This is a genomic window from Arthrobacter sp. Soil763 (genome assembly GCF_001428365.1).
Taxonomy (GTDB): Bacteria; Actinomycetota; Actinomycetes; order Actinomycetales; family Micrococcaceae; genus Arthrobacter.
The window spans coordinates 689,872-711,396 of the sequence record NZ_LMSH01000003.1 but is presented as its reverse complement, the minus strand read 5'-3'; the positions used below and the strand labels follow the sequence as shown (position 1 = coordinate 711,396).

Annotated in this window: 20 protein-coding genes; 16 read left to right on the top strand and 4 right to left on the bottom strand. The window is 69.9% G+C overall.

Annotated features, from left to right (window positions below):
- Positions 1–36: 36 nt before the first annotated feature.
- On the bottom strand, positions 37–1,482 hold the full coding sequence (gene sepH / locus ASG71_RS12990) for a septation protein SepH (RefSeq protein WP_056739844.1): 1,446 nt from the start codon (positions 1,480–1,482) through the stop codon (positions 37–39).
- Positions 1,483–1,837: 355 nt separating this feature from the next.
- On the opposite strand from sepH, the gene ASG71_RS12985 reads away from it, so the two are divergent.
- Positions 1,838–2,137, top strand: coding sequence for a DUF4193 domain-containing protein (locus ASG71_RS12985; protein ID WP_056739842.1), 300 nt, complete (start codon positions 1,838–1,840; stop codon positions 2,135–2,137).
- 37 nt (positions 2,138–2,174) lie between these two features.
- Here the strand turns inward: ASG71_RS12985 and ASG71_RS12980 are convergent, their stop codons facing one another.
- A complete protein-coding gene (locus tag ASG71_RS12980) occupies positions 2,175–2,660 on the bottom strand; it encodes a DUF3093 domain-containing protein (protein WP_056739840.1) in 486 nt (161 codons plus the stop codon).
- Positions 2,661–2,806: 146 nt separating this feature from the next.
- Between ASG71_RS12980 and dut the strand changes: the two genes are divergently transcribed.
- The 4 genes from dut (at position 2,807) to ASG71_RS12960 (ending at position 5,251) form a co-directional block, all read left to right on the top strand.
- Entirely contained in the window at positions 2,807–3,340 is a 534-nt protein-coding gene (gene dut, locus ASG71_RS12975) for a dUTP diphosphatase (RefSeq protein ID WP_056739838.1), read from the top strand.
- A 72-nt stretch (positions 3,341–3,412) separates the two neighbouring features.
- On the top strand, positions 3,413–4,111 hold the full coding sequence (locus ASG71_RS12970) for a DUF3710 domain-containing protein (protein ID WP_056739836.1): 699 nt from the start codon (positions 3,413–3,415) through the stop codon (positions 4,109–4,111).
- Positions 4,104–4,502 (top strand): hypothetical protein, encoded by a 399-nt coding sequence (locus ASG71_RS12965; RefSeq protein ID WP_056739834.1) that lies wholly within the window; start codon positions 4,104–4,106, stop codon positions 4,500–4,502. The genes ASG71_RS12970 and ASG71_RS12965 overlap by 8 nt, the downstream gene beginning before the upstream one ends.
- Positions 4,499–5,251 (top strand): DUF3159 domain-containing protein, encoded by a 753-nt coding sequence (locus ASG71_RS12960; protein WP_056739832.1) that lies wholly within the window; start codon positions 4,499–4,501, stop codon positions 5,249–5,251. Before ASG71_RS12965 ends, ASG71_RS12960 begins: the two co-directional genes overlap by 4 nt.
- 45 nt (positions 5,252–5,296) lie before the next feature.
- Here the strand turns inward: ASG71_RS12960 and ASG71_RS12955 are convergent, their stop codons facing one another.
- Entirely contained in the window at positions 5,297–6,040 is a 744-nt protein-coding gene (locus ASG71_RS12955) for a potassium channel family protein (protein WP_056739830.1), read from the bottom strand.
- Complete coding sequence (locus tag ASG71_RS12950) at positions 6,041–6,712, bottom strand: potassium channel family protein (RefSeq protein ID WP_056739828.1); 672 nt, start codon at positions 6,710–6,712, stop codon at positions 6,041–6,043.
- Positions 6,713–6,869: 157 nt separating this feature from the next.
- Here ASG71_RS12950 and ASG71_RS12945 point away from each other — a divergent pair, with 157 nt between their 5' ends.
- From ASG71_RS12945 to ASG71_RS12895, 11 genes are all read left to right on the top strand, one after another.
- Positions 6,870–8,846, top strand: a complete 1,977-nt coding sequence (locus ASG71_RS12945; protein ID WP_200947987.1) for an APC family permease — start codon at positions 6,870–6,872, stop codon at positions 8,844–8,846.
- Positions 8,843–10,198 carry a class I SAM-dependent RNA methyltransferase gene (locus ASG71_RS12940; RefSeq protein ID WP_056739824.1) on the top strand — a complete coding sequence of 452 codons (1,356 nt, stop codon included), beginning with the start codon at positions 8,843–8,845 and terminating at the stop codon, positions 10,196–10,198. The genes ASG71_RS12945 and ASG71_RS12940 overlap by 4 nt, the downstream gene beginning before the upstream one ends.
- A gap of 180 nt (positions 10,199–10,378) precedes the next feature.
- On the top strand, positions 10,379–13,189 hold the full coding sequence (locus tag ASG71_RS12935; protein ID WP_056739821.1) for an aconitate hydratase: 2,811 nt from the start codon (positions 10,379–10,381) through the stop codon (positions 13,187–13,189).
- Positions 13,190–13,396: 207 nt separating this feature from the next.
- Positions 13,397–15,370: a 1-deoxy-D-xylulose-5-phosphate synthase gene (gene dxs / locus ASG71_RS12930; RefSeq protein ID WP_056739819.1), complete on the top strand. Its 1,974-nt coding sequence runs from the start codon at positions 13,397–13,399 to the stop codon at positions 15,368–15,370.
- A 20-nt stretch (positions 15,371–15,390) separates the two neighbouring features.
- The gene (locus ASG71_RS12925) at positions 15,391–15,948 is read left to right on the top strand and encodes a hypothetical protein (RefSeq protein ID WP_056740029.1); all 558 of its coding nucleotides are present in this window, start codon (positions 15,391–15,393) and stop codon (positions 15,946–15,948) included.
- 84 nt (positions 15,949–16,032) lie between these two features.
- Positions 16,033–16,251 (top strand): hypothetical protein, encoded by a 219-nt coding sequence (locus ASG71_RS12920; protein ID WP_056739818.1) that lies wholly within the window; start codon positions 16,033–16,035, stop codon positions 16,249–16,251.
- 74 nt (positions 16,252–16,325) lie between these two features.
- Positions 16,326–17,303, top strand: a complete 978-nt coding sequence (locus ASG71_RS12915; protein WP_056739815.1) for an aldo/keto reductase — start codon at positions 16,326–16,328, stop codon at positions 17,301–17,303.
- A gap of 44 nt (positions 17,304–17,347) precedes the next feature.
- Positions 17,348–18,361 carry a nucleoside hydrolase gene (locus ASG71_RS12910; protein ID WP_056739813.1) on the top strand — a complete coding sequence of 338 codons (1,014 nt, stop codon included), beginning with the start codon at positions 17,348–17,350 and terminating at the stop codon, positions 18,359–18,361.
- Between the two features lie 64 nt (positions 18,362–18,425).
- On the top strand, positions 18,426–19,253 hold the full coding sequence (locus ASG71_RS12905; protein ID WP_056739811.1) for a hypothetical protein: 828 nt from the start codon (positions 18,426–18,428) through the stop codon (positions 19,251–19,253).
- A gap of 3 nt (positions 19,254–19,256) precedes the next feature.
- Positions 19,257–20,009: an energy-coupling factor transporter transmembrane component T gene (locus ASG71_RS12900; RefSeq protein WP_056739809.1), complete on the top strand. Its 753-nt coding sequence runs from the start codon at positions 19,257–19,259 to the stop codon at positions 20,007–20,009.
- Positions 20,006–21,520, top strand: coding sequence for an ABC transporter ATP-binding protein (locus tag ASG71_RS12895; protein ID WP_056740027.1), 1,515 nt, complete (start codon positions 20,006–20,008; stop codon positions 21,518–21,520). The genes ASG71_RS12900 and ASG71_RS12895 overlap by 4 nt, the downstream gene beginning before the upstream one ends.
- The last annotated feature ends 5 nt before the right edge of the window (positions 21,521–21,525 follow it).

Sequence of the window (21,525 nt, the reverse complement as noted above, 5' to 3'; positions counted from 1 at the left end):
GGTGGTGCAGAGCTGACCGGCGGCGGGGGCAGCCAGCTAGTCGCTGCGGGTGCCGAAAACGATTTCGTCCCAGCTCGGGACGCTGGAGCGCTTCGGTCGGGAGGGCTGGCGTTCCGGCGCCTCGGTCTCCCGTTCAGGGCGTGCAGCCTCAGAGCGGGCGTCGTCGCCGCGGGCGGCGGCGGAAGAGCCGTGACGGGTCTGCCGGGAGGGGCCACCGCCCAGCAGTTCGTCCAGGCCCGGGCTCGACGTCGGGCCGGACCGGACCGGCCGCAGCTGCGAGGCTGCGATGGTGATCTCCCGGGTTTCGGTGCTGACCCCGTCGTGCAGCTTCAGCGCGTCGTCGTTCTCCTGGTGCCGGGGCGCCAGGCTCAGGCGGGACAACATCGAAGGGCGCGCGTCGCGGCGCCGGGTGAAGGCATCGGGGCCGGGAAGCGCGTGCGGCTCAACGGCGGCCGCCGGCGCCTGCTCCTGGTCCTCGGTTCGGTCATCGGTTCCGTCCTCCGCCTCCGGGGCGTCGGCGGGGCCCGCCTCGGCAGCATCGTCGGATTCGTCCAGGTCGTCGTCTTCTTCCAGCGCCGGCACTTCGGAGGGCCGCGGGTGGGCGGCGGGGACGCCGTTGGTCAGCAGCATCGCCAGCGCATCGTCCGCGTCCTCGTCCAGGCCCAGGCGCTGGCCGCGGCGGGAGCGGAGCATATCGAGCAGGCCGTCCGCGTCCTTGTCCTGCTGGCTGCCCGGCTGGACGACGCTGAGCTGGGAGGTACTCGGCTGCGCCGCGGCGCCGCGCGCGGCTGCCTCGGCGTCGGTTTCGAAATCAAAGGGCCGGTCCGAGACCGCCGAGAGCCGGCGGGCCGGCACCGGGCCGTCCATCGGCTCCAGTTCACTGAGCTGCTGGGCCCAACGGTTGGCGTTCTGCAGGGATTTGCGGGCGGGGCTGAAGGTCCACATCGCCGGCGGTTCTTCGCCGATGGCGGCGTGCGCGCCGGATGGGGCCTCGAAGCGGGCCACCACGTTCCAGCTGCCGTCGGGCCGGCGCCAGGAATCCCACTCCACCGTGGCCGGGTCGATGCCGTGGGCCCGCAGCCGGTGAACAACCATCTCTTCCAGGGCCGCGGGCTGGTCGCCGAAGAAGGACCGGTAGCTGTCGTGGCCCGCGGACGGGGACGCCACCTCGATCTTCCGCGCCTGCTGGGCCACGTACTCGCGTTCGGCGAGCACCGGGCCCTCGTAGCGCTGCACCTTCGCCAGCGGCAGGCCGGACAGGGCGGCGACCTCCGCTGCGGTGGCGCCGGCGCGGATCCGGGACTGGATGTCGCGCGGGGACAGCGCAATAGGCTCCGCGGCGGGCGCGGCCTTGGCCGTGCTCCGCGCGGCGGCAGCCCTGAGCGCGTCGTCGATCGGCAGCTGGAACATCTCGCCGCCGGTGCCACTGACCAGGAGATGCTCCCCGTCGTCGTGGACGCCTACAAGCCGTAGATCCTGCATACAAATCCTCCACCCTGGCATTACTAACATTCGAAACTCTGCCACCGATAGGCACCTTTTCGGGTTAGGACGGAGGGCGCGCCGTGATTTTCCGCGACTTTCCGGCCCGGGCGGGCCACCGGGCGGCCACCCGGGCGGGCTCCTGGACCGTCCGCAGTGGGGTCCCGGAAGCCGCCGCCACTGGCCTCTGGCGCCCGGGCGGGCATGTGCGTAAAAATGACCCGACGCCGGGCACAAAAAGCCGCTGCCCGGCGTTGACATCGGTGAACCGGCCCGGGCCGGTCGGAGCTACCAGGCGCCGCAGGACCCGGAACGGCGAACCAACCCAACAACTGCGGAGTGTGAGCAACAAGTAATGGCGACAGACTACGATGCGCCGCGCAAGACTGAGGAAGAACTCAACGAGGACTCCATCGAGGAACTGAAGGCGCGGCGTACGGATAAGCCTTCCGCGGTGGTCGATGAAGATGAGACGGAACTCGCCGAAGGCTATGAGCTCCCCGGCGCGGACCTCTCCGGCGAGGAACTGCTGGTGCGGGTTCTGCCGGCGCAGGCAGACGAGTTCACGTGCGCGTCCTGTTTCCTGGTCCGGCACCGCTCGCAGATCGCGCGCGAAAAGGACGGACTGAAGTACTGCAAGGACTGCGAGGGCTAGGCCGGAGGGCGCACCTGCGGCGCCCGGCGCCGGGAACTCAGCGGGAGAGCGCGGCGACCAGTTCGTCCGGGTGCCTGGAGGAAGCCAGCCAGTACGGGGTGCGGTCCGCGGGGTCGGTGATCTCGATCCGGACCACCGGATCGATCCAGCCCCGGATGCACATGAAAGCCAGTCCGTTGAGCCGGGTGCCGCGCTCTGCGGTGGCGTCGGAACCGCGGAACGCCTCGGCGGAGCCCACGAAGCGGCGCTCGATGCTCGCCCGCCCGACGCGCAGCGTCTCCGCGGTGACGGTGATGGACGGCGTCGAGAGCACCAGCAGCACCGTAAGGATCGCAAAGAGCACGACGGCGGCGGTGACCCCGGCGGCCATGCTGATCGGCGCGAACACGAGGATGCCAGCGCCGGAGAGTCCGGCCGCCACCAGCCAGATCCAGAAACTGGGCCAGAGCTTCTCGCGGAAGACGACGGAAGCGTCGTGGGGGCTGCTGCTGGACGCGGGAACGGACGCGCTGGATTCGGGCATGGACCCAGCTTTCCACGTTTCCGGGGCCATTTCACCTCGGCACCGCCCCGCCGCGGGCGTCCGGCAACGTGCGGCCGTCCCGGGGCCCTTGGCGCCGTCCTCCCGCGGTAGGACGTTCCGTTGCCCGGGCGTTACAGTGGGGAACTGTGACTGAAGAAACCACCGCCGTGACCACCCCGCCGGCAGGCCCCGCAGCCGCCTACGGGACCCCCACCCTGACGGTGGAGCTGAAGATGCTCGACGACGGCCTGGAGCCGCCGTCGTACGCGCACCCCGGCGACGCCGGCGCAGACCTGCGCGCCCGCGAGGACGTCGTGCTCCAGCCGGGGGAGCGGCGGCTGGTGCCCACCGGGGTCTCGATTGCCCTTCCCGACGGCTTCGTCGCGCTGATCCATCCGCGGTCCGGCCTGGCCACCAAGCACGGCCTGACCGTCGTGAACGCACCGGGCACCGTCGACGCCGGTTACCGCGGCGAGATCGCCGTGACCCTGCTGAACACCGACCGCGAGAAGGCCATCGAACTGCGGCGCGGCGATAGAATTGCACAAATGGTCATCCAGCGCGTGGAGTACGCCCGCTTTGTCGCCGTGCAGGAGCTTGGCGCTTCGGTCCGCGGCGGCGGCGGCTTCGGCTCGACCGGCGGCTTCGGCCCTGCCGGGACCGGCGCCCCCGGGGTCTAGAACCCGACCGGCCGGCCACCGATACGCGGCGGCCCGGCGCCCCGAGCAGGATCACAACTAAGGAGACAACCCATGGTTTTTGGGCGTGGCAAGAAAGCCAAGCAGGAGCAGCCAACGGACAGCGCCGACCTCCCGGAGTCCGCGGCCGCCGCTGAACCGGCGGAGACCCGGCGCGGCGCCGGCCCCTTCGACGTGTCGGAAATTGAGAACCAGGACGGCTACGTCGACCTCGGCGCCCTGCTGATCGCACCGCGCGAGGGCCTGCAACTCCGGCTCGAGGTCGAGGAAGCCACCCAGCGCGTCGTGGCCGTCACCATGGACCTGGAGGGCTCCAGCCTGCAGCTGCAGGCGTTCGCCGCACCCCGGTCCGAGGGCCTGTGGGACGAAATCCGGGAACAGATCGGCCAGTCTGTCGGCAGCCAGGGCGGCCAGGTCGATGAAATCGAGGGCCACTTCGGCATCGAGCTGGTTGCGAAGCTCCCCGCCGGCGACGGCAGCGAAGGCTACCGCGTCGCCCGGTTCATCGGCGTCGACGGTCCGCGCTGGTTCCTCCGCGGCGTCCTCGGCGGCGAGGCCGCCCTGGACCGCAGCGCGGCCGCCGGGCTGGAGGACCTGTTCCGGCAGATCGTCGTGGTCCGCGGCGAGAGCCCCATGCCGCCCCGGGAACTGCTGCAGCTCCGGCTTCCCAGGGACACCGGCGTCGCCGCCCCGCAGGACACCCCCGAATTCGAGCAGCCCGAACGCGGACCGGAGATTACCCAGATTGGTTGATGCCCCCGGCAGGAAGCCTGCCGACGCCGTTCCGGTGCGCGGGCTGCCCGAACGCGGGCGGGTGCAGTGCCGTGGCTTCATCGAATCCGTGACCTATGCCCCGGCCGGGGAAGTCGCCGCCTTCACCGCCATCATCACGGACCACGACGCCCCGGCGCCCCGGGCCCGCACCGCGCCGGCCGCCGCCCAGGCCGCCCCGGCCGGGGACCGGCGCCGGCGTCCCGCGGCAGCAGCTGACCGGCTGCGTGTGGTCTGGCTTGGCCGGCGCCGCATCCCGGGCGTGAAGGCCGGCCTGGAGCTCCGGCTCGAAGGGATGGTCACGGTGCGCGACGGACTGCCCACCATGTTCAACCCGCGCTATGAAATCCTGTCCCGCCTGGAGGAACAATGAGCACCCCCGACGACCCGCAGCGGCCCGCGCCCCAGCCCACGGCGGCCGAGCCCACGGCGGCCGAGCCCGCGGCGGCCCAGCCCACGGTGGCGCAGCTCGCCGAAGGCTACGCCGCCAAGGCCGGCCTGCACCGTACCAGCAACGGCAACATCGATGTGCTCAAAAGCGCAGGCGGCGTCCAGGGCATCGCCGAAAGCATCCTTCCCGGTCTGGTCTTCCTGATCGCCTTCACCATCACCCGGGAGCTTCCGCCCGCGCTGGTCGGTGCCCTGGCGGTGGCCGCGGTGTTCACTGTCGTGCGGCTGGTCCAGCGCAAACCGCTGACGCAGGCGCTGGCCGGCATTGCCGGCGTCGGTCTGTCCGCCTGGCTCGCCAACTCCACCGGCAAGGCCGAAGACTTCTACGTCCTGGGGTTCTTCACCAACCTCGGATACATCCTGGCGATGTCCATCTCAATCGCGGTGCGCTGGCCCTTCGCCGGCCTGCTGTTCGGGTTCATCCGGAACGAGGGCCTGGAATGGCGCAAGCACCCGGCCCGGCTCAAGGCCTACCGGATCGGCACCTGGGTCATCATCTCGGTCCTGGCGCTGCGCCTGCTCGTCCAGGTCCCGCTCTACCTGATGGGGGAGCAGGGCCTGGCCGGCTTGGCGACCACCCGGCTCATCATGGGCGCGCCGCTGTACATCCTGGGCATGTGGGTGGCGTGGCTGCTCACCCGTCCGGCGCCGGCACCGGCCGACCCCAGCTGACCGCGCCCGGCAGCCGGCCGGGCCAGCAAAGACGAACCGGCGGGTTCAGCCGTCGAAGCCGTCGTCCGCTGTGGCCTGGGCCTCCCGGCCGTGGTGTTCGACGGCGGCCTGGACCGGTCCGCCGGCCGAGTCCGGAGCCGAAAGCAGCGCGCGCAGCCCGTCCTCGGCGGCGATGGTCGTCACGAAGAACAGTTCATCCCCGCCGTCGATGACGTCATCGCGGCTGGGCGTGATGGGCGCCTGGTCACGCAGGATCGCCACCAGGGCCGCGTCCTCGGGCCAGTCAATGTCGCCCACGGTCAGGCCGATCACGTGGGAATCGTGCGGCACGGTGAACTCCACCAGCGAGGACACCCCGGTCTGCAGGGTCAGCAGCCGGACCAGGTCGCCGATCTCCACCGCCTCTTCCACCAGCGCGGTCATCAGCTGCGGGGTGTTAACCGCGACGTCGACGCCCCAGGAATCATCGAACATCCAGTCGTTCTTCGGGTTGTTGACCCGGCCCACGGTCCGCCCGACGCCGAACTCGGTTTTAGCCAGCAGCGAGACCACGAGGTTCACCTTGTCATCGCCCGTCGCCGAAACCACGACGTCGGCGTCCTCGAGGCGGGCGTCCTTGAGCGTGCTGAGCTCGCAGGCATCGCCGACCAGCCAGTGCGCGCCGCGCAGGCCGCTGCGGCCGATCACTTCCGGCTTGAGGTCAATCAGCAGGATCTCGTGCTTGTGGGCCAGCAGTTCCCGGGCAATTGAGGACCCGACGCTGCCCGCCCCGACGATGACGACTTTCACTTAGGACTCCTTGGCGGGGGACTTGGCGAGGATGTGGGCAACCTCCGAGGTGCGCTCCACACTCAGCATGGCGTGGACGGTGTCGCCGTCCTGGTACATGGTGCCCGGGCCCGGCAGGATGCCCTCGCCGAAGCGTGTGAGGTAGGCGACGCGGATGTCCGCGGCCTTCTCCAGGGAGGCCACCGGATGGCCGATCCAGGCGGCATCGACATCCACCTCGGCCAGCACGAGCCGGCCCGACGGGTCGCGGAAGTCGCCGGCCAGGTGCTGTTCGGGCAGGATCCGCCGCAGGACCTGGTCCGCGCTCCAGCGCACGGCCGCCACGGTGGGGATGCCCAGGCGCTGGTAGATCTCGGCGCGGCCGGGATCGTAGATCCGGGCCACGACGTGGGGGACATGGAACGTCTCGCGCGCCACCCGGGTGGCCAGGATGTTGGAGTTGTCGCCGCTGGAGACCGCTGCGAAGGCGTACGCCTCTTCGACCCCGGCCTGCTTGAGCGTTTCGCGGTCGAAGCCGACGCCGGTGACCTTGCGGCCGGAGAAGCCGGTGCGGAGCCGCCGGAAGGCACGGTCGTCCTGGTCGATGATCGCGACCGAATGGCCGGCGTCCTCCAGGGTGTGCGCCAGGGTTGCCCCGACGCGGCCGCAACCCATGATCACGAAGTGCGCCACACGTGCCTCCTTAAGCGTCTGTGTCTGTTGCTGCCTAAAACTCTACCGGCGGCAGCCGGTGCGGGCGGCGGAGCGTGGCGTCCCGGCCCGGACCGGCAGCAGCCGGGCGGATTCCCGCCGTCATGACATCGCGTGCGAATCAGACTAACTTTGTCTGGTGCTGACAATTTTCAACGCCGTGAAGCGCGTGCTGGTAGGCAGGCCCTTCCGGAACGACCGTCTGGCCCACACCCTGCTGCCGAAGCGGATTGCGCTGCCCATCTTCGCCTCGGACGCGCTGTCCTCGGTGGCCTACGCCCCGGACGAAATCCTGCTCACCCTGGCCCTGGCCGGCGTCAGCGCCGTCGCGTTCTCGCCCTGGGTGGGACTGGCCGTCATGGTGGTGCTGCTGACCGTGGTCGCCTCCTACCGGCAGAATGTCCACGCCTACCCCTCGGGCGGCGGCGACTACGAGATCGCCAACGAGAACTTGGGCAAGTACGCCGGGCTCACGGTTGCCTCCGCCCTGCTGGTGGACTACGTGCTCACCGTCGCGGTGTCGATGTCCTCGGCCGCCGCCTACCTGACCACCGCCGTCCCGTCGCTGCACGGCCAGCAGGCCGCGATCGCCACGATCGGCGTCGTGATCCTGGCCCTGGTGAACCTGCGCGGCATCCGCGAAGCGGGCACGGTGTTCGCGGTGCCCACGTACATCTTTATGTTCTCCATCCTGGGCATGACGGCCGTGGGTATCTTCCAGGCCGCCACCGGGCAGCTCGGCCAAGCGCCGTCGGCTGCGTTTGAGATCGTCCCGACGCCGGGCTTCGACGACGGCCTGGTCGGCCTCGCCGGGGCGTTCCTGCTGCTGCGGGCCTTCTCCTCCGGTGCCGCCGCCCTCACCGGCGTCGAGGCCATCAGCAACGGCGTCCCGAACTTCCAGAAACCCAAGAGCAAGAACGCGGCCACCACGCTGCTGCTCCTCGGCGCGATCGCCGCCTCGATGCTGGCCGGCATCATTTACCTGGCCAACGCCACCAAGGTGCACATCGTGCTGGACCCGGCCAGGGAGTTCCTGCTCAACGGCCAGCCGCTGCCCGAGGGCTACATCCAGAACCCCGCCATCAGCCAGATCGCCCAGACCGTCTTCGGTCCCGGCTCCATCCCGTTCTACATCGTGGTCGCTGCCACCGGCGTGATCCTGGTGTTCGCCTCCAACACCGCCTTCAACGGCTTCCCGGTGCTCGGCTCGATCCTTGCCCAGGACGGGTACCTGCCCCGCCAGCTCCGCACCCGCGGCGACCGCCTCGCGTTCAGCAACGGCGTGCTGGCGCTGGCCGCCGGCGCCCTGGTGCTGATCATCTCCTTCGACGCCGACGTCACCAAACTCATCCAGCTCTACATCGTGGGGGTGTTCATCTCCTTCACCTTGAGCCAGCTGGGCATGATCCGGCACTGGGGCCGGGAGCTGAAGCTCGCCAAGGACCCGGCGGCGAAGCTGCGCATGCTGAAGTCCCGCACCATTAACACCATCGGTTTCGGCATGACCGCCCTGGTCCTGGTGATCGTGCTGATCACCAAGTTCGAGCAGGGCGCCTGGATCGCGCTGCTGGCCATGTTCATCCTGTTCCTCATTATGTGGAGCATCCGGGCGCACTATGACAACGTGGCCAAGGAACTGGCCGTGGACGAGGACTCCTCGCCGCGGGCGCTGCCCACCCGCGTGCACGCCGTGCTGCTGGTCTCGCACGTGCGCAAGCCCGTGCTGCGCGCGCTGGCCTACGCCCGCGCCTCCCGGCCCTCCCGGCTGGACGCCATCACCGTGGACATCAGCCCGGAGGAAACCGAACAAACCCTGGCGGACTGGGAAAAGCTGGAGATCCCGGTGCCGCTGACCGTGCTGGCCAGCCCCTTCCGGGAAACGGTCACTCCGATCATGGAGTACATCAAGAACATGCGGCGCGATTCGCCGCGCGACCTGATCGTCGTCTACATCCCGGAATACGTCGTCGGCAAGTGGTGGGAGCAGCTGGTGCACAACCAGACGGCGCTGCGGATCAAGACCCGGCTGCACTTCGAGCCGGGTGTCATGGTCGCCAGCGTCCCGTGGCAGCTGAAATCGTCCGAAGAAGCCAAGAGACTGCAGGATATCCAATGAGCACCGACACCGGGACCACCGACCATACCGAACTGACCGTCGACGTCGGTCCCGTCGCCCACGGCGGCCACTGCGTGGCCCGGCACGAGGGGCGGGTCATCTTCGTCCGGCACGGCATCCCGGGGGAGAAGGTCCGCATCCGGCTCACCGAGGACGGCGAGTCCGCCAAGTTCTGGCGCGCCAACGTCATCGAGGTGCTCGAACCCTCGCCGGACCGGGTGGAGCACTTCTGGCACGCGGCCGACGCGCAGCGGTCCTGGTCCCACGGCCACCCGCCGGTCGGCGGGGCCGAACTCGGACACATTTCGCTGGCCCGCCAGCGCAGGCTCAAGGCCGAGGTGCTGGCCGAACAGCTGCACCGGCTGGCCGGACCAGGCTTCCACGTCCCGAAGACTCCGGTCGAGGCCGTAGGGGAGGCCGCCTCGGCAGCGGGCACCGGCCTGGGCTGGCGCACCCGGACCGGGTTCGCCGTGACGCCCGCCGGCCGGATCGGCATGCACGCGCACCGCTCCGAGGCCGTCTTCGCCGTACGGGAGATGCCGCTGGCCGTCGACGGGATCAACGCGCTCCGGCTCTGGGACCTTGACCTGCAGGGGATCGAACGTGTCGAGGTCGCGGCCCCGGCCAACGGCTCCCGGCCGCTGGTGCTGCTGGTGCCCGCCGGCGGCACCCGGCCCAAGCGGCTCGCCGCGATTGCCGCCCGGCTGCCGGACGACGTCTCCGTGGCGCAGCTGGATCCCGCCACCGGAGCGGTCACGCAGCTGCGGGGCCGGACCTGGGTGCAGGAGAGCGCGGCCGGCCACGACTACCGGGTCACCGGCGACGGGTTCTGGCAGATCCACCGCGACGCCCCGGAGACGCTGGTCGGCGCGGTGACCGGGTTCCTGCACGACGGCGGCTACCTCGCCGCCGGGTCGGTGGTGGCGGACCTCTACGCCGGGGCGGGCCTCTTCACCGCGCCGCTGGCCGACGCTGTCGGGGTCACCGGCTCCGTGCTGTCCGTGGAGGGCGCACCGGGCACCAGCCGGGACGCGCGCAAGAACCTGCACGGTGCGCCCCAGGTCGAGATCGTCCAGGGCAAGGTCGAACGTGTGCTGCGGCAGAAGCCACGCAACTTCGACGCGCTCATCCTGGACCCGCCCCGCGCCGGCGCGGGCAAGGCCGTGGTGAACCAGCTGGTCGCGTCCGGGCCCCGCGCCGTCGCCTATGTCTCCTGCGATCCGGCGTCGTTCGCCCGCGACGTCGGGTACTTTCGGCAGGCCGGGTGGGACCTCGGGGCGCTGCGGGCCTTCGACCTGTATCCGCACACCCACCACATGGAGACTGTGGCGTTGCTGACGCCCCGGCGCTGATGCCACTAGGATGGCGGTAGTAGTCCGACGTCGCGCACTGTCCTCTGCTGAAAGGCCACGGGAGCCCTTAGGGGCCGTCCCGCGCGTGGTCCTCATGACACCCGTCTTAGTTAGGGAAGCCTAACTAGCTAGGGGTCTGCGGCGCGACAAAGATGAAACTGTTGCGAGAGGAGTCCTGCGATGAGCACTGTGGACAGCTTCGGTTCAAAAGGCCAACTTAATGTAGCCGGTACCGAATACGAAATTTTCCGGTTGAACTCCGTTGAAGGTGCAGAAAACCTTCCGTTCAGCCTCAAGGTATTGCTTGAAAACCTGCTGCGGACTGAGGACGGCGCCAACATCACGGCCGACCACGTCCGCGCCCTGGCGGGGTGGAACCCCGACGCCGAGCCCGACACCGAAATCCAGTTCACGCCGGCGCGCGTGATCATGCAGGACTTCACCGGCGTGCCCTGCGTTGTCGACCTTGCCACCATGCGCGAGGCCGTCAAGGAACTCGGCGGCGACCCCAAGCGGGTCAACCCGCTGGCACCGGCGGAGATGGTGATCGACCACTCCGTGCAGATCGACGCCTTCGGCAACTCCGGCGCCCTCGAGCGCAACATGGAGATCGAGTACCAGCGCAACGGCGAGCGGTACCAGTTCCTCCGGTGGGGCCAGACCGCGTTCGACGACTTCAAGGTCGTCCCGCCGGGAACCGGCATCGTGCACCAGGTCAACATCGAGTACCTGGCCCGCACCGTCATGACCCGCGAAGTTGACGGCGTCGTCCGTGCCTACCCGGACACCTGCGTCGGCACCGACTCGCACACCACCATGGTCAACGGCCTCGGCGTGCTCGGCTGGGGCGTCGGCGGCATCGAAGCCGAGGCTGCCATGCTCGGCCAGCCCGTCTCCATGCTGATCCCGCGCGTCGTCGGCTTCAAGCTGACCGGCTCCATCCCGGCCGGCGCCACCGCCACCGACGTCGTGCTCACCATCACCGAGCAGCTGCGCCAGCACGGCGTGGTCGGCAAGTTCGTGGAATTCTACGGCGAAGGCGTCGCGGCCGTGCCGCTGGCCAACCGCGCCACCATCGGCAACATGAGCCCCGAATTCGGCTCCACCGCCGCGATGTTCCCGATCGACGACGTCACCCTCGACTACCTGCGCCTGACCGGCCGCTCCGAGGAGAACGTCGCCCTCGTCGAGGCCTACGCGAAGGAACAGGGCCTCTGGCACGACCCCTCCCGCGAGATCAAGTTCTCCGAGTACCTCGAGCTGGACCTGTCGACGGTTGTCCCGTCGATCTCCGGCCCGAAGCGCCCGCAGGACCGCATCATCCTCAGCGAGTCCAAGGCCCAGTTCCGTGAAGACCTGCGCAACTACGTGAAGGAAGACCTCGCCGACGGCAGCGTCGACGAGGCCATCGACGAAAGCTTCCCCGCTTCCGACGCCCCGTCCTTCAACGCCTCCGGCACGCACCTGACGGACCAGGCCCCGCACTCGCACGGGCCTAAGTCCAACGGCCGCCCGTCCAAGACGGTGGCCGTGAAGACCGCTGACGGACGCGAATTTGAGCTGGACCACGGCGCAGTGTCGATCGCCTCGATCACCTCCTGCACCAACACCTCGAACCCGTCCGTGATGCTGGCCGCCGCCCTGCTGGCCCGCAATGCCGTGGACAAGGGCCTGGCCTCGAAGCCGTGGGTCAAGACCTCTGTCGCCCCCGGTTCCAAGGTTGTCACCGACTACTACAACAAGTCGGGCCTGACCCCGTACCTGGAGAAGCTCGGCTTCTACATCGTCGGCTACGGCTGCGCCACCTGCATCGGCAACTCCGGCCCGCTGGACGCCGAGATCTCCGAGGCCATCCAGGCCAACGACCTCTCCGTCACCGCCGTGCTCTCCGGCAACCGCAACTTCGAAGGCCGGATCAACCCGGACGTCAAGATGAACTACCTGGCCTCCCCGCCGCTGGTCATCGCCTACGCCCTGGCCGGTTCTATGGACTTCGACTTCGAAACCGACCCCCTGGGCCAGGACGAAGCCGGCAACGACGTCTTCCTGAAGGACATCTGGCCCAGCCCGTCCGAGGTGCAGGAAGTCATCGACTCCTCGATCGACAAGGGCATGTTCGCCCGCGGCTACGAAGGCGTCTTCGAAGGCGACGACCGCTGGAAGGCGCTCGACACGCCCGCCGGTGACACCTTCGCGTGGGACGAGAAGTCCACCTACGTCCGGAAGCCCCCGTACTTCGAGGGTATGAAGGCCCAGCCGGAGCCGGTCCAGGACATCACCGGTGCGCGCGTGCTGCTCAAGCTCGGCGACTCGGTCACCACGGACCACATCTCCCCGGCCGGTTCCTTCAAGTCCGACACCCCGGCCGGCCAGTACCTGCTGGCCAACGGTGTGGAGCGCAAGGACTTCAACTCCTACGGCTCCCGCCGAGGCAACCACGAGGTCATGATCCGCGGCACGTTCGCGAACATCCGGATCAAGAACCAGCTGCTCGACGGCGTGGAGGGCGGGTTCACCCGTGACTTCACCCAGGCGGACGGCCCGCAGGCCTACGTGTACGACGCCGCGCAGAACTACCAGGCCGCCGGCACCCCGCTGGTCGTCCTGGCCGGCAAGGAGTACGGCTCCGGCTCGTCCCGTGACTGGGCCGCCAAGGGCACCGCGCTGCTGGGCGTCAAGGCCGTCATCGCCGAAAGCTACGAGCGTATTCACCGCTCCAACCTGATCGGCATGGGCGTCCTCCCGCTGCAGTACCCGGCCGGCGAGAACGCCGCCAGCCTGGGTCTCACCGGCACCGAGACCTTCGCCGTTGAGGGCGTCACCGCCCTGAACGAAGGCACCACGCCGAAGACGCTCAAGGTCACCGCCACGGCCGAAGACGGCTCCACCAAGTCCTTCGATGCGGTCCTGCGCATCGATACCCCGGGTGAAGCCGACTACTACCGCAACGGCGGCATTCTGCAGTACGTGCTGCGCCAGATCTCCGCGTAGGGACCCGTGGTAAACCCGGCAACGCTTTTCCGCCGGGTTTACCACGGGAGCGCGGAGATCGTCTCCGCTAGCTAGCGGCAGTCCGGTAACAGACCGCGAAAGCCCCGGCCCGTCCCCGACGGACCGGGGCTTTCGCGTTCCGGCGCCCGGCCCGGCGCCGAGGCGTTAGAGTTAAAAGGCATGTCTACTACCCGCAAGGAGGGGCCGTTGGGAATCTTGGAGACCATCCGGAATCCGCAGGACCTGAGCAAACTGTCGCAGGCGCAGCTGGACCAGCTCGCCGCCGAGGTCAGGGAATTCCTCATCGGCAACGTGTCCCAGACCGGCGGCCACCTCGGACCGAACCTGGGCGTCGTCGAACTCACCATTGCGGTGCACCGGATCTTCGATTCCCCGCGCGACAGCATCGTCTTCGACACCGGCCACCAGTCCTACGTGCACAAGCTCCTCACCGGACGGCAGGACTTCAGCACCCTCCGTCAGCAGGGCGGGCTCTCCGGCTACCCGGACCGGGGTGAGTCAGAGCACGACATCGTCGAAAGCTCCCACGCGTCTTCCTCGCTGTCCTGGGCCGACGGCATTTCCCGCGCCCGCCAGCTCACCGGCGACGGCGACCGGTACGTGATCGCCGTCGTCGGCGACGGTGCCCTCACCGGCGGCATGGCCTGGGAGGCCATCAACAACATCGCCGCGGACAAGAAGCGCCGCGTCGTCATCGTCGTCAACGACAACGGCCGCTCCTACGCCCCGACCGTCGGCGGCGTCGCCGACTACCTCGCCTCGCTGCGGCCCACCATCGACTCGCTCCGCGCGGCGCCTGCCTACGAAGGCGCCCTCGACTGGTGGAAGAAGCGGCTGCAGAACGGCGGCCCGGCCGGACAGTTCACCTACAAGAGCCTGCACGCCATGAAAAAAGGCATCAAGGACTGGTGGGCGCCGCAGGGCATGTTCGAAGACCTCGGCATGAAGTACATCGGCCCGGTGGACGGACACAACCTGCAGGCCATGGAGAACGCGCTGGCCACGGCGAAGAACTACGCCGGACCCGTGATCGTCCACGCTATGACCGAAAAGGGCCACGGCTACGCCCCCGCCCGGGCGCACGAGGCGGACCAGTTCCACGCCGTCGGCATCATCGATCCGGAAACCGGTGAACCCACCGAGGCCGGGGGAGCGAAGTCCTGGACCTCGGTCTTCGCTGACGAAATCGCCGAGATCGCCGACGAACGCAAGGACATCGTCGGGATCACCGGCGCCATGCTGATCCCCGTTGGGCTGCACAAGTTCGCCGCGCGCCACCCCGAGCGGGTCTTCGACGTCGGCATCGCCGAACAGCACGCGCTGACCTCCGCCGCCGGCATGGCGTTCGGCGGCCTGCACCCCGTCGTGGCGGTCTACGCCACGTTCCTCAACCGGGCCTTTGACCAGCTGCTGATGGACGTCGCCCTGCACAAGGCCGGCGTCACCGTGGTGCTGGACCGGGCCGGGGTCACCGGGCCCGACGGCGCCAGCCACCACGGCATGTGGGACATGGCCATGGTCCAGATCGTGCCCGGCCTGCACCTTGCCGCCCCCCGCGACGCCACCCGGCTGCGGGAGGAACTGCGCGAGGCGGTCGCGGTCGAGGACGCCCCCACCGTGATCCGCTACTCCAAGGGCACCGTCGGCGCCGAGGTCGAGGCGATCGAACGGCTCAGCGACGGCGTGGACGTCCTCGCCCGCCGGCCCGCAGGCTCCAGCGAGAACGACGTGCTGATCGTCAGTGTCGGCGCCATGTCCGAACTCGCGCTGGACGTCTCCAGCCGGCTCGGCGCGCAGGGCATCAGTTCCACCGTGGTCGACCCGCGCTGGGTGCTTCCGGTGCCGAAGTCCGTCGTGGCCCTCGCCTCCCACCACCGCCTCGTGGTCTGCATCGAGGACGGCGTCCGGGCCGGCGGCGTCGGCTCCCGGATCCGCCAGGAGATGCGGGCCGCGGGCGTGGACACCGCCCTCAACGAGGTGGGGTTGCCGGTCGAGTTCCTGGACCACGGCAGCCGGAACCAGGTGCTGGAGCGGGTCGGCCTGACGGCGCAGCAGATCACCCACGACGTTGTCGCGCAGGTCCTGGGCACGAAGGTGCCCTTCGCCCGGCCGCTGCCCGGCCAGCAACACCCCAGCACCGGAAGCCTGCCGATCCTGTGACCGCCACCGAAGGGACGACCATGAGCGGCATCATCCGCCTCTACAAGCGCGACGAGGAAGGCACCCTGCACTTCCGGGAAGCCTGGATCGACGAGGAGTACCACGAGTTCGTGATGAACTACGGCGTCGTCGGGCACCAGAGCACGACCGAGGAAACCGAGGCAGCCGACGCCGCCGCCGGTGAGGGGCTCATGGAAGCCTTTGCGGCACAGTGCGCCGAGGACGGCTACGCGGAGATCCCTGACGAGGACCAGTTCTGGGTGGTGGCGCAGTACGCGCTCAAGACCAAGGACGGCACCAGCCGCGACCGCTACCTGGAGGAAAAGGCCAAGGACGCCCTGATCGGCCACCTCGCCTGGCGCGGTCTGGGCGTAGTGGACCGCTCCGAGTTCTCCGACGCCAAGCTCAACATCTTCTGCCTCACGCCGGAGGTCAACAAGACCGTCAACGCGATCAAGGTCTGCATCCGGGGCGAGGATCTGGACTTCACCAAGCTGAGCATCGGAGCGGCGCCGTACAACGGGACTGACTTCAAGCTCAAGCACTCGGCCAAACCGGCCAACAGCTTCACCCTCTAGGCGCAACCCGCCTGGAAATCCATCTGTAAGGAGCCGGGCACGGCTCAACTCAGTTTTGGGGGCAAGCGATTGGAAGGTAACGCAATGACGCGGAAAGCACCTCGACCAGGCAGCACTCCACTTCCGGCAGGACTCGCCGCACCGGCCCGCAAGTCCCTGGCGCACGCCGGAGTGGAGACCCTCGAGCACGTCCGGGAGCTGGGCCGCCGCCGGCTGGCCGGGATGCCCGGCGTCTGCCCGCGCACGCTTGCGCAACTCCAGGACGCGATGGACGAGCACGGGCTGGAGCTGCCCGTGGGCTAAGCCCCGGAGCACGTACGGCTGACCCGGTACGGGCCTGCCCGCCGGCGGCTCACCGGCGTTATAGGCTGGCTCCCATGACTGATTACCGACGCGTAGGAAATTCCGGACTGACCGTCTCTGCCGTGGGGCTGGGCTGCAACAACCTGGGACGGGCCAACACTGCGACCGAGTCGCAGGAAGGGACCGACGCCGTCGTGCACGCGGCCCTGGATGCCGGGATTACCTTCTTCGACGTCGCCGACGCCTACGGTCGCGAACCGGGCCTGAGCGAAACCATGCTCGGCAAGGCCCTCGCCGGCCGCCGGGACGACGCCGTGATCGGCACCAAGTTCGGCCTGGACATGCGCGGCACCAACGGTAACGACTTCGGCGCCCGCGGGTCCCGTCGCTACATCATCAAGGCCGCCGAGGCCTCCCTGCGGCGGCTGGGCACGGACTGGATCGACCTGTACCAGTTCCACACCCCGGATCCGCAGACCCCGATCGATGAGACCCTCGCGGCCCTCGACGAGCTCGTCACCAGCGGGAAGGTCCGCTACATCGGCCACTCCAACCGGGCCGGCTGGCAGATCGCCGAGGCCGAGTTCGTGGCCCGCGCCCGCGGCGGTGCCCGCTTCATCTCCAGCCAGAACCACTACAACCTGCTGGACCGCCGCGCCGAGTTGGAAGTCACCCCCGCCGCGGAGGCCTACGGCCTGGGCGTGCTGCCGTACTTCCCGCTGGCCAACGGCCTGCTGACCGGCAAGTACTCCGCCGGGAAGGCCCCGGCCGGTTCCCGCCTCAGCCACACCCGCACCAACCTGGTCCACGACGCCGACTGGGACCAGCTGGGCAAATTCTCGGCCTTCGCCGCGGCCCGGGACCTGACCGAAATCCAGGTCGCCTTCTCCTGGCTCGTGGCCCAGCCCTCCGTCAGCAGCGTCATCGCCGGCGCCACCCGCCCGGAGCAGGTCAAGCAGAACGCCGATGCCGTAGCCTGGGTCCCGGACGCCGCGGAACTGGCCGAACTCGACGAGATCTTCCCGCGCACGCCGAAGGTCGCCCTGTTCTGAGCGCGGAAACCCCCGGCGCCCGGGACGCCGGACCCCTGATCCTGATGGACGTCGACACCGGGATCGACGACGCGCTGGCCATTGTGTACCTGCTGTCCCGGCCCGAGGTCCGGCTGCAGGCCATCACCTGTACGGCCGGAAACGTCGGGGCACGCCAGGTGGCGCTGAACACGCTGTCCCTGCTGGAGCTGTGCGGACGGCAGGGGATTGAAGTCGCCACCGGCGCCGAGGTGCCGCTACAGATCCCTTTGGTCACCACAGAGGAGACCCACGGCCCGCAGGGGATCGGCTACGCCGAGCTGCCCGCCCCCGCGCAACCGATCTCAGCCAGGCACGCCGTCGACGTCTGGGTGGAGGAGGTGCGCGCGCACCCGGGGCAGATCACCGGGCTGATCACCGGCCCGCTGACCAACTTCGCCCTCGCCCTGCGCCGCGAACCGGAACTGCCGCGCCTACTCAAGGGCCTGGTGATCATGGGCGGCAGCTTCTACTACCAGGGCAACACCACGCCGACGGCGGAGTGGAACACCGCGGTGGACCCGCACGCGGCCAAGGAGGTCTACGCCGCCTACCGCGGGCTCCCGGAGGACAAGCTGCCCGTGGTCTGCGCCCTGGAGACCACGGAGCGGATCGAGATGCTGCCGGAGCACCTCCGAAGGCTCGGCGAGGCCGCCGGGGCTGGCGAACCCGAACTGGTGCTCCCGGACCAGCCCGAGGGCCAGCGCAGCCGCTCCAGCAACCCGCTGGTCGCGTGCCTCTCGGACGCGATCCGCTTCTACATGGAATTCCACCGGCTCTACGACCAGGGCTACGTGGCGCACATGCACGACGCCTTCGCCGCCTGCGCCGCCGTCGGACGGACCCCGTTCGGCACCCGCCTGGCCACGGTCGACGTCGAAACCGACTCCGCGCTGCTGGCGGGCACCACGGTCGCCGACTTCCGCGGACTCTGGGGACTGCCGCCGAACGCCCGGATCGTCACCGGCAACGATCCCGGCCAGTGCTTCGAGGAGCTGATCTCCTCCGTAGGTGCGCTGGCCCGCTCCCTGGACGGCTAGGATATAAGCTGCGCCGAGGTGACATGAGGCGGTTTTTGCAAACCCCAGCCGAAGGACTTTTCCCATGTCACAGCAGCCCCTGACCCTGCCAGCCGCGGACACCCGTGCCGGGGCCCCGCGCCGCCGCCGGCTGCTGGAAATCGCTGGCGCCGCGGCCATCGCCGCCACCAACGTCTTCCTTGTGCTGAACCAGCCCGCCGACATCGCCAACGGCCCGGCGTCGTTCTCCGCCCTCGTGGCGCTGGGCGGCTTCCTGCTTGGCGCGGTGCTCCTGCTCGCCGCCGTGCTACCGGTCCTGCCCACCTCAACGCTGGTCCTGATGCCGGTGGCGATTGTGCTTAACGTGGTCCTCGGCCAGCTGATGGGCAGCACCGGACTGCCGTTCTACCTCGACGCGATCGGCACCGTCCTGATCGCCGTCCTCGCCGGCCCGGCCGCCGGCGCCGCCACCGGCGTGCTCGGGAGCATCGTCTGGTCCTTCTTCAACCCCACCGTGCTGCCCTTCGCCGCCGGTGCAGCCCTGATCGGTTTTCTCGCCGGGCTCGCGGCCCGTGCCGGTCTCTTCCGGCGCTTCTACTTCGCCCCGGTGGCGGGGTTCCTCACCGGTGTCCTCGCCGGCGTCGTCTCCGCCCCGATAGCCGCCTTCGTGTTCGGCGGGACCGCCGGACTGGGCACCGGGGCGATCGTCAGTGCCTTCCGCGCCATGGGTGACACCCTGCTGGCAGCGATCACCAAGCAGGCCCTGATCTCGGACCCGATGGACAAGGCGATTGTCTTCACGATTGCCGCACTGCTGGCCTACGCCCTGCCGCGGCGCACTACGTTCCAGTTCGCCTTTGTCCGCCGCTTCCGGGTCCTCGCGGGTAAGGTCCCGGCGGACCCCGCTGCCTAGTCCATGTCCCTGCACCCGCTGACGGCCTTGACCGCGGCCTGCTGCGCCGCGGTCGTGACGACGGCGGCCGCCAGCTGGCAGTTGTCCGTCGCCGTCGCGCTGGCCGCCGCGCTGCTCGCCGCGCGCGCGGGCGTGGCCGCGCGGGTGCTGGCGGCTGCCGGGGTCATCCTGGCACCGCTTTTCCTGTCGCTGCTGGTGCTCCACGGTCTGTTCTTCCTGGAAGGGCACACCGTGCTGGCGCAGTGGGGGCCCGCCCGGGTCACCGCCGAAGGCCTGGGCTTCGCCCTGGAGCTGGGTACGCGGACCGCCGCATGCGTGCTGCTGCTCCTGCTCTTTTCCTTCACCGTCAGCGTTCCGGACCTGGTCACCGCCCTGGCCGCGCGGCGGATCCCTCCCCAACTCAGCTTCGTCCTCGCCTCCACGCTCATCCTGGTCCCGGCCATGGCCGGACGCCTGGAGAAGATCCGGCAGGCCCAGGAAGCGCGCGGCCTGGTGGTCGGGCGCGGGCCGCTGTCCCGGCTGGCTGCGGCCAGGCTGCAGGCGGTGCCGCTGGTCCTGGGACTGGTGGAGGATGCCGGGCTCAGGGCGCAGGCGCTGGACGCGCGCGGCTTCGGCTTGCCGGGTCCACGGACTAGCTACCGGCAATTGCAGGACCCGCCGGCGCAGCGCATCTTCCGTGCCGCAGCACTGCTCCTGGCCGCGGCCGCCGTGGTGCTGCGGCTGATGACTGCGTGGCCGACGGCGGTGCCCTCGTGAGTGCTGCCTCCGCCTCCGCCCGGATCCGCAGCTTTAGCTTCCACGGCGACGCGGCCGCTGCGCTGCGGGACATCCGGATTTCTTTTTTGCCGGGGACCCTGACTGCCGTGCTGGGCGGCTCCGGCAGCGGCAAGAGCACGCTCGGCAAACTGCTCGCCGGCTGGCTGCGCCCCGGCCACTCCGGGGTCATGCGCGGGAGCCTCGCACTCGGCGCCGAGCGCCTGGACTTCGACGGCGGCAGCGGGGATCCCCGGATCAACCCCGCCGTCTGGTCCGCCCGGGTGGGCTATGTGCCGCAGGACGCCGCGGCCATCATCTCGACGGTGCGTTCCAACGTGGCCGAGGAACTGGCCTTCGGCCTGGAGAACCGCGGTGTTCCCCGGCCCGAGATGATCCGGCAGGTGGCACGCGTCGCCGAACAGACAGGACTTTCCGGACTGACGGAGCGGGACCCGGCGGAGCTCTCCGGCGGCGAGCTGCGTCGGCTGGCCGTCGCCTGCGCCGTCATTGCCGGGCCCGAGGTGCTGGTCCTCGACGAACCCATGGCCTCCCTCGACGCGGCAGGGGCCAGTGGGCTCCGGAACCTCGTGGCCGGGCTGCTCGACGCCGGGACCGCCGTCGTGGTGCTGAGCCAAAGGGCCGACGTGCTGGCCCGCAGTGCCGGGCGCTGGATCATCCTGGATGGAGGGACGGCCGTCGCGGACGGCTCGCCCGCGGACCTCCAGGAAGGCGCGGCACTCCGGGACGCGGGCGTAGTGCAGGAGGGCGGAGCCGCGGGGATGCCGGGCACCCTGCCGGCGCCGCCAGCATTGCCAGCCGTTCTCGAGCTGCGGGGCATCGGCTTCGGCTATGGGGCTGGCACGCCGCGCGGGGGAGCCGGACCAGGGCCGGCCGGGGACCCTGCCCGGGCGGCAGTGCTGCGGGACCTGGACCTGACGCTCCGGGCGGGGGAGATCGTCGCCATCACCGGCCCGAACGGCGCCGGGAAATCCACGCTGCTGCGCCACGCCAACGGACTGCTGCGGCCTCAAACCGGCGACGTCGTCGTCGCCGGCACCAACATTGCCGGCGTCCCGGCCGGCCGCATCGCCGCGAGGGTCGGCGTGCTGTTCCAGCAGCCGCGCGACCAGCTCTTCGAACGGACCGTGCTGCGGGAGGTCAGCTTCGGGTTGCGCCGGCTCGCCGGTGCCGGGGCGGGGGACCGGGCACAAGAGGCGCTGGCCGCCGTCGGGCTCGCCGGCGCCGCTCAGGCGCACCCGGCGGAACTGCCGTCCTCACAGCAGCGGCTGCTGGCCCTGGCAACCGTGCTGGCACGCCGGCCCGCCGTCATCGCCCTGGATGAACCCACCGTGGGCCTGGACCGGCCGGGGCTCGAACGGCTGCAGCACGCCGTGACTGGCGCGGCGGCGCGGGGAGCCGGCGTCGTCATGGTCACCCACGATCTCGCCTACGCCCGCGCCAACGCCCACCGTGTCCTTGCACTCGACGGCGGGAACCTCCGGGAACTCTGAGCGGC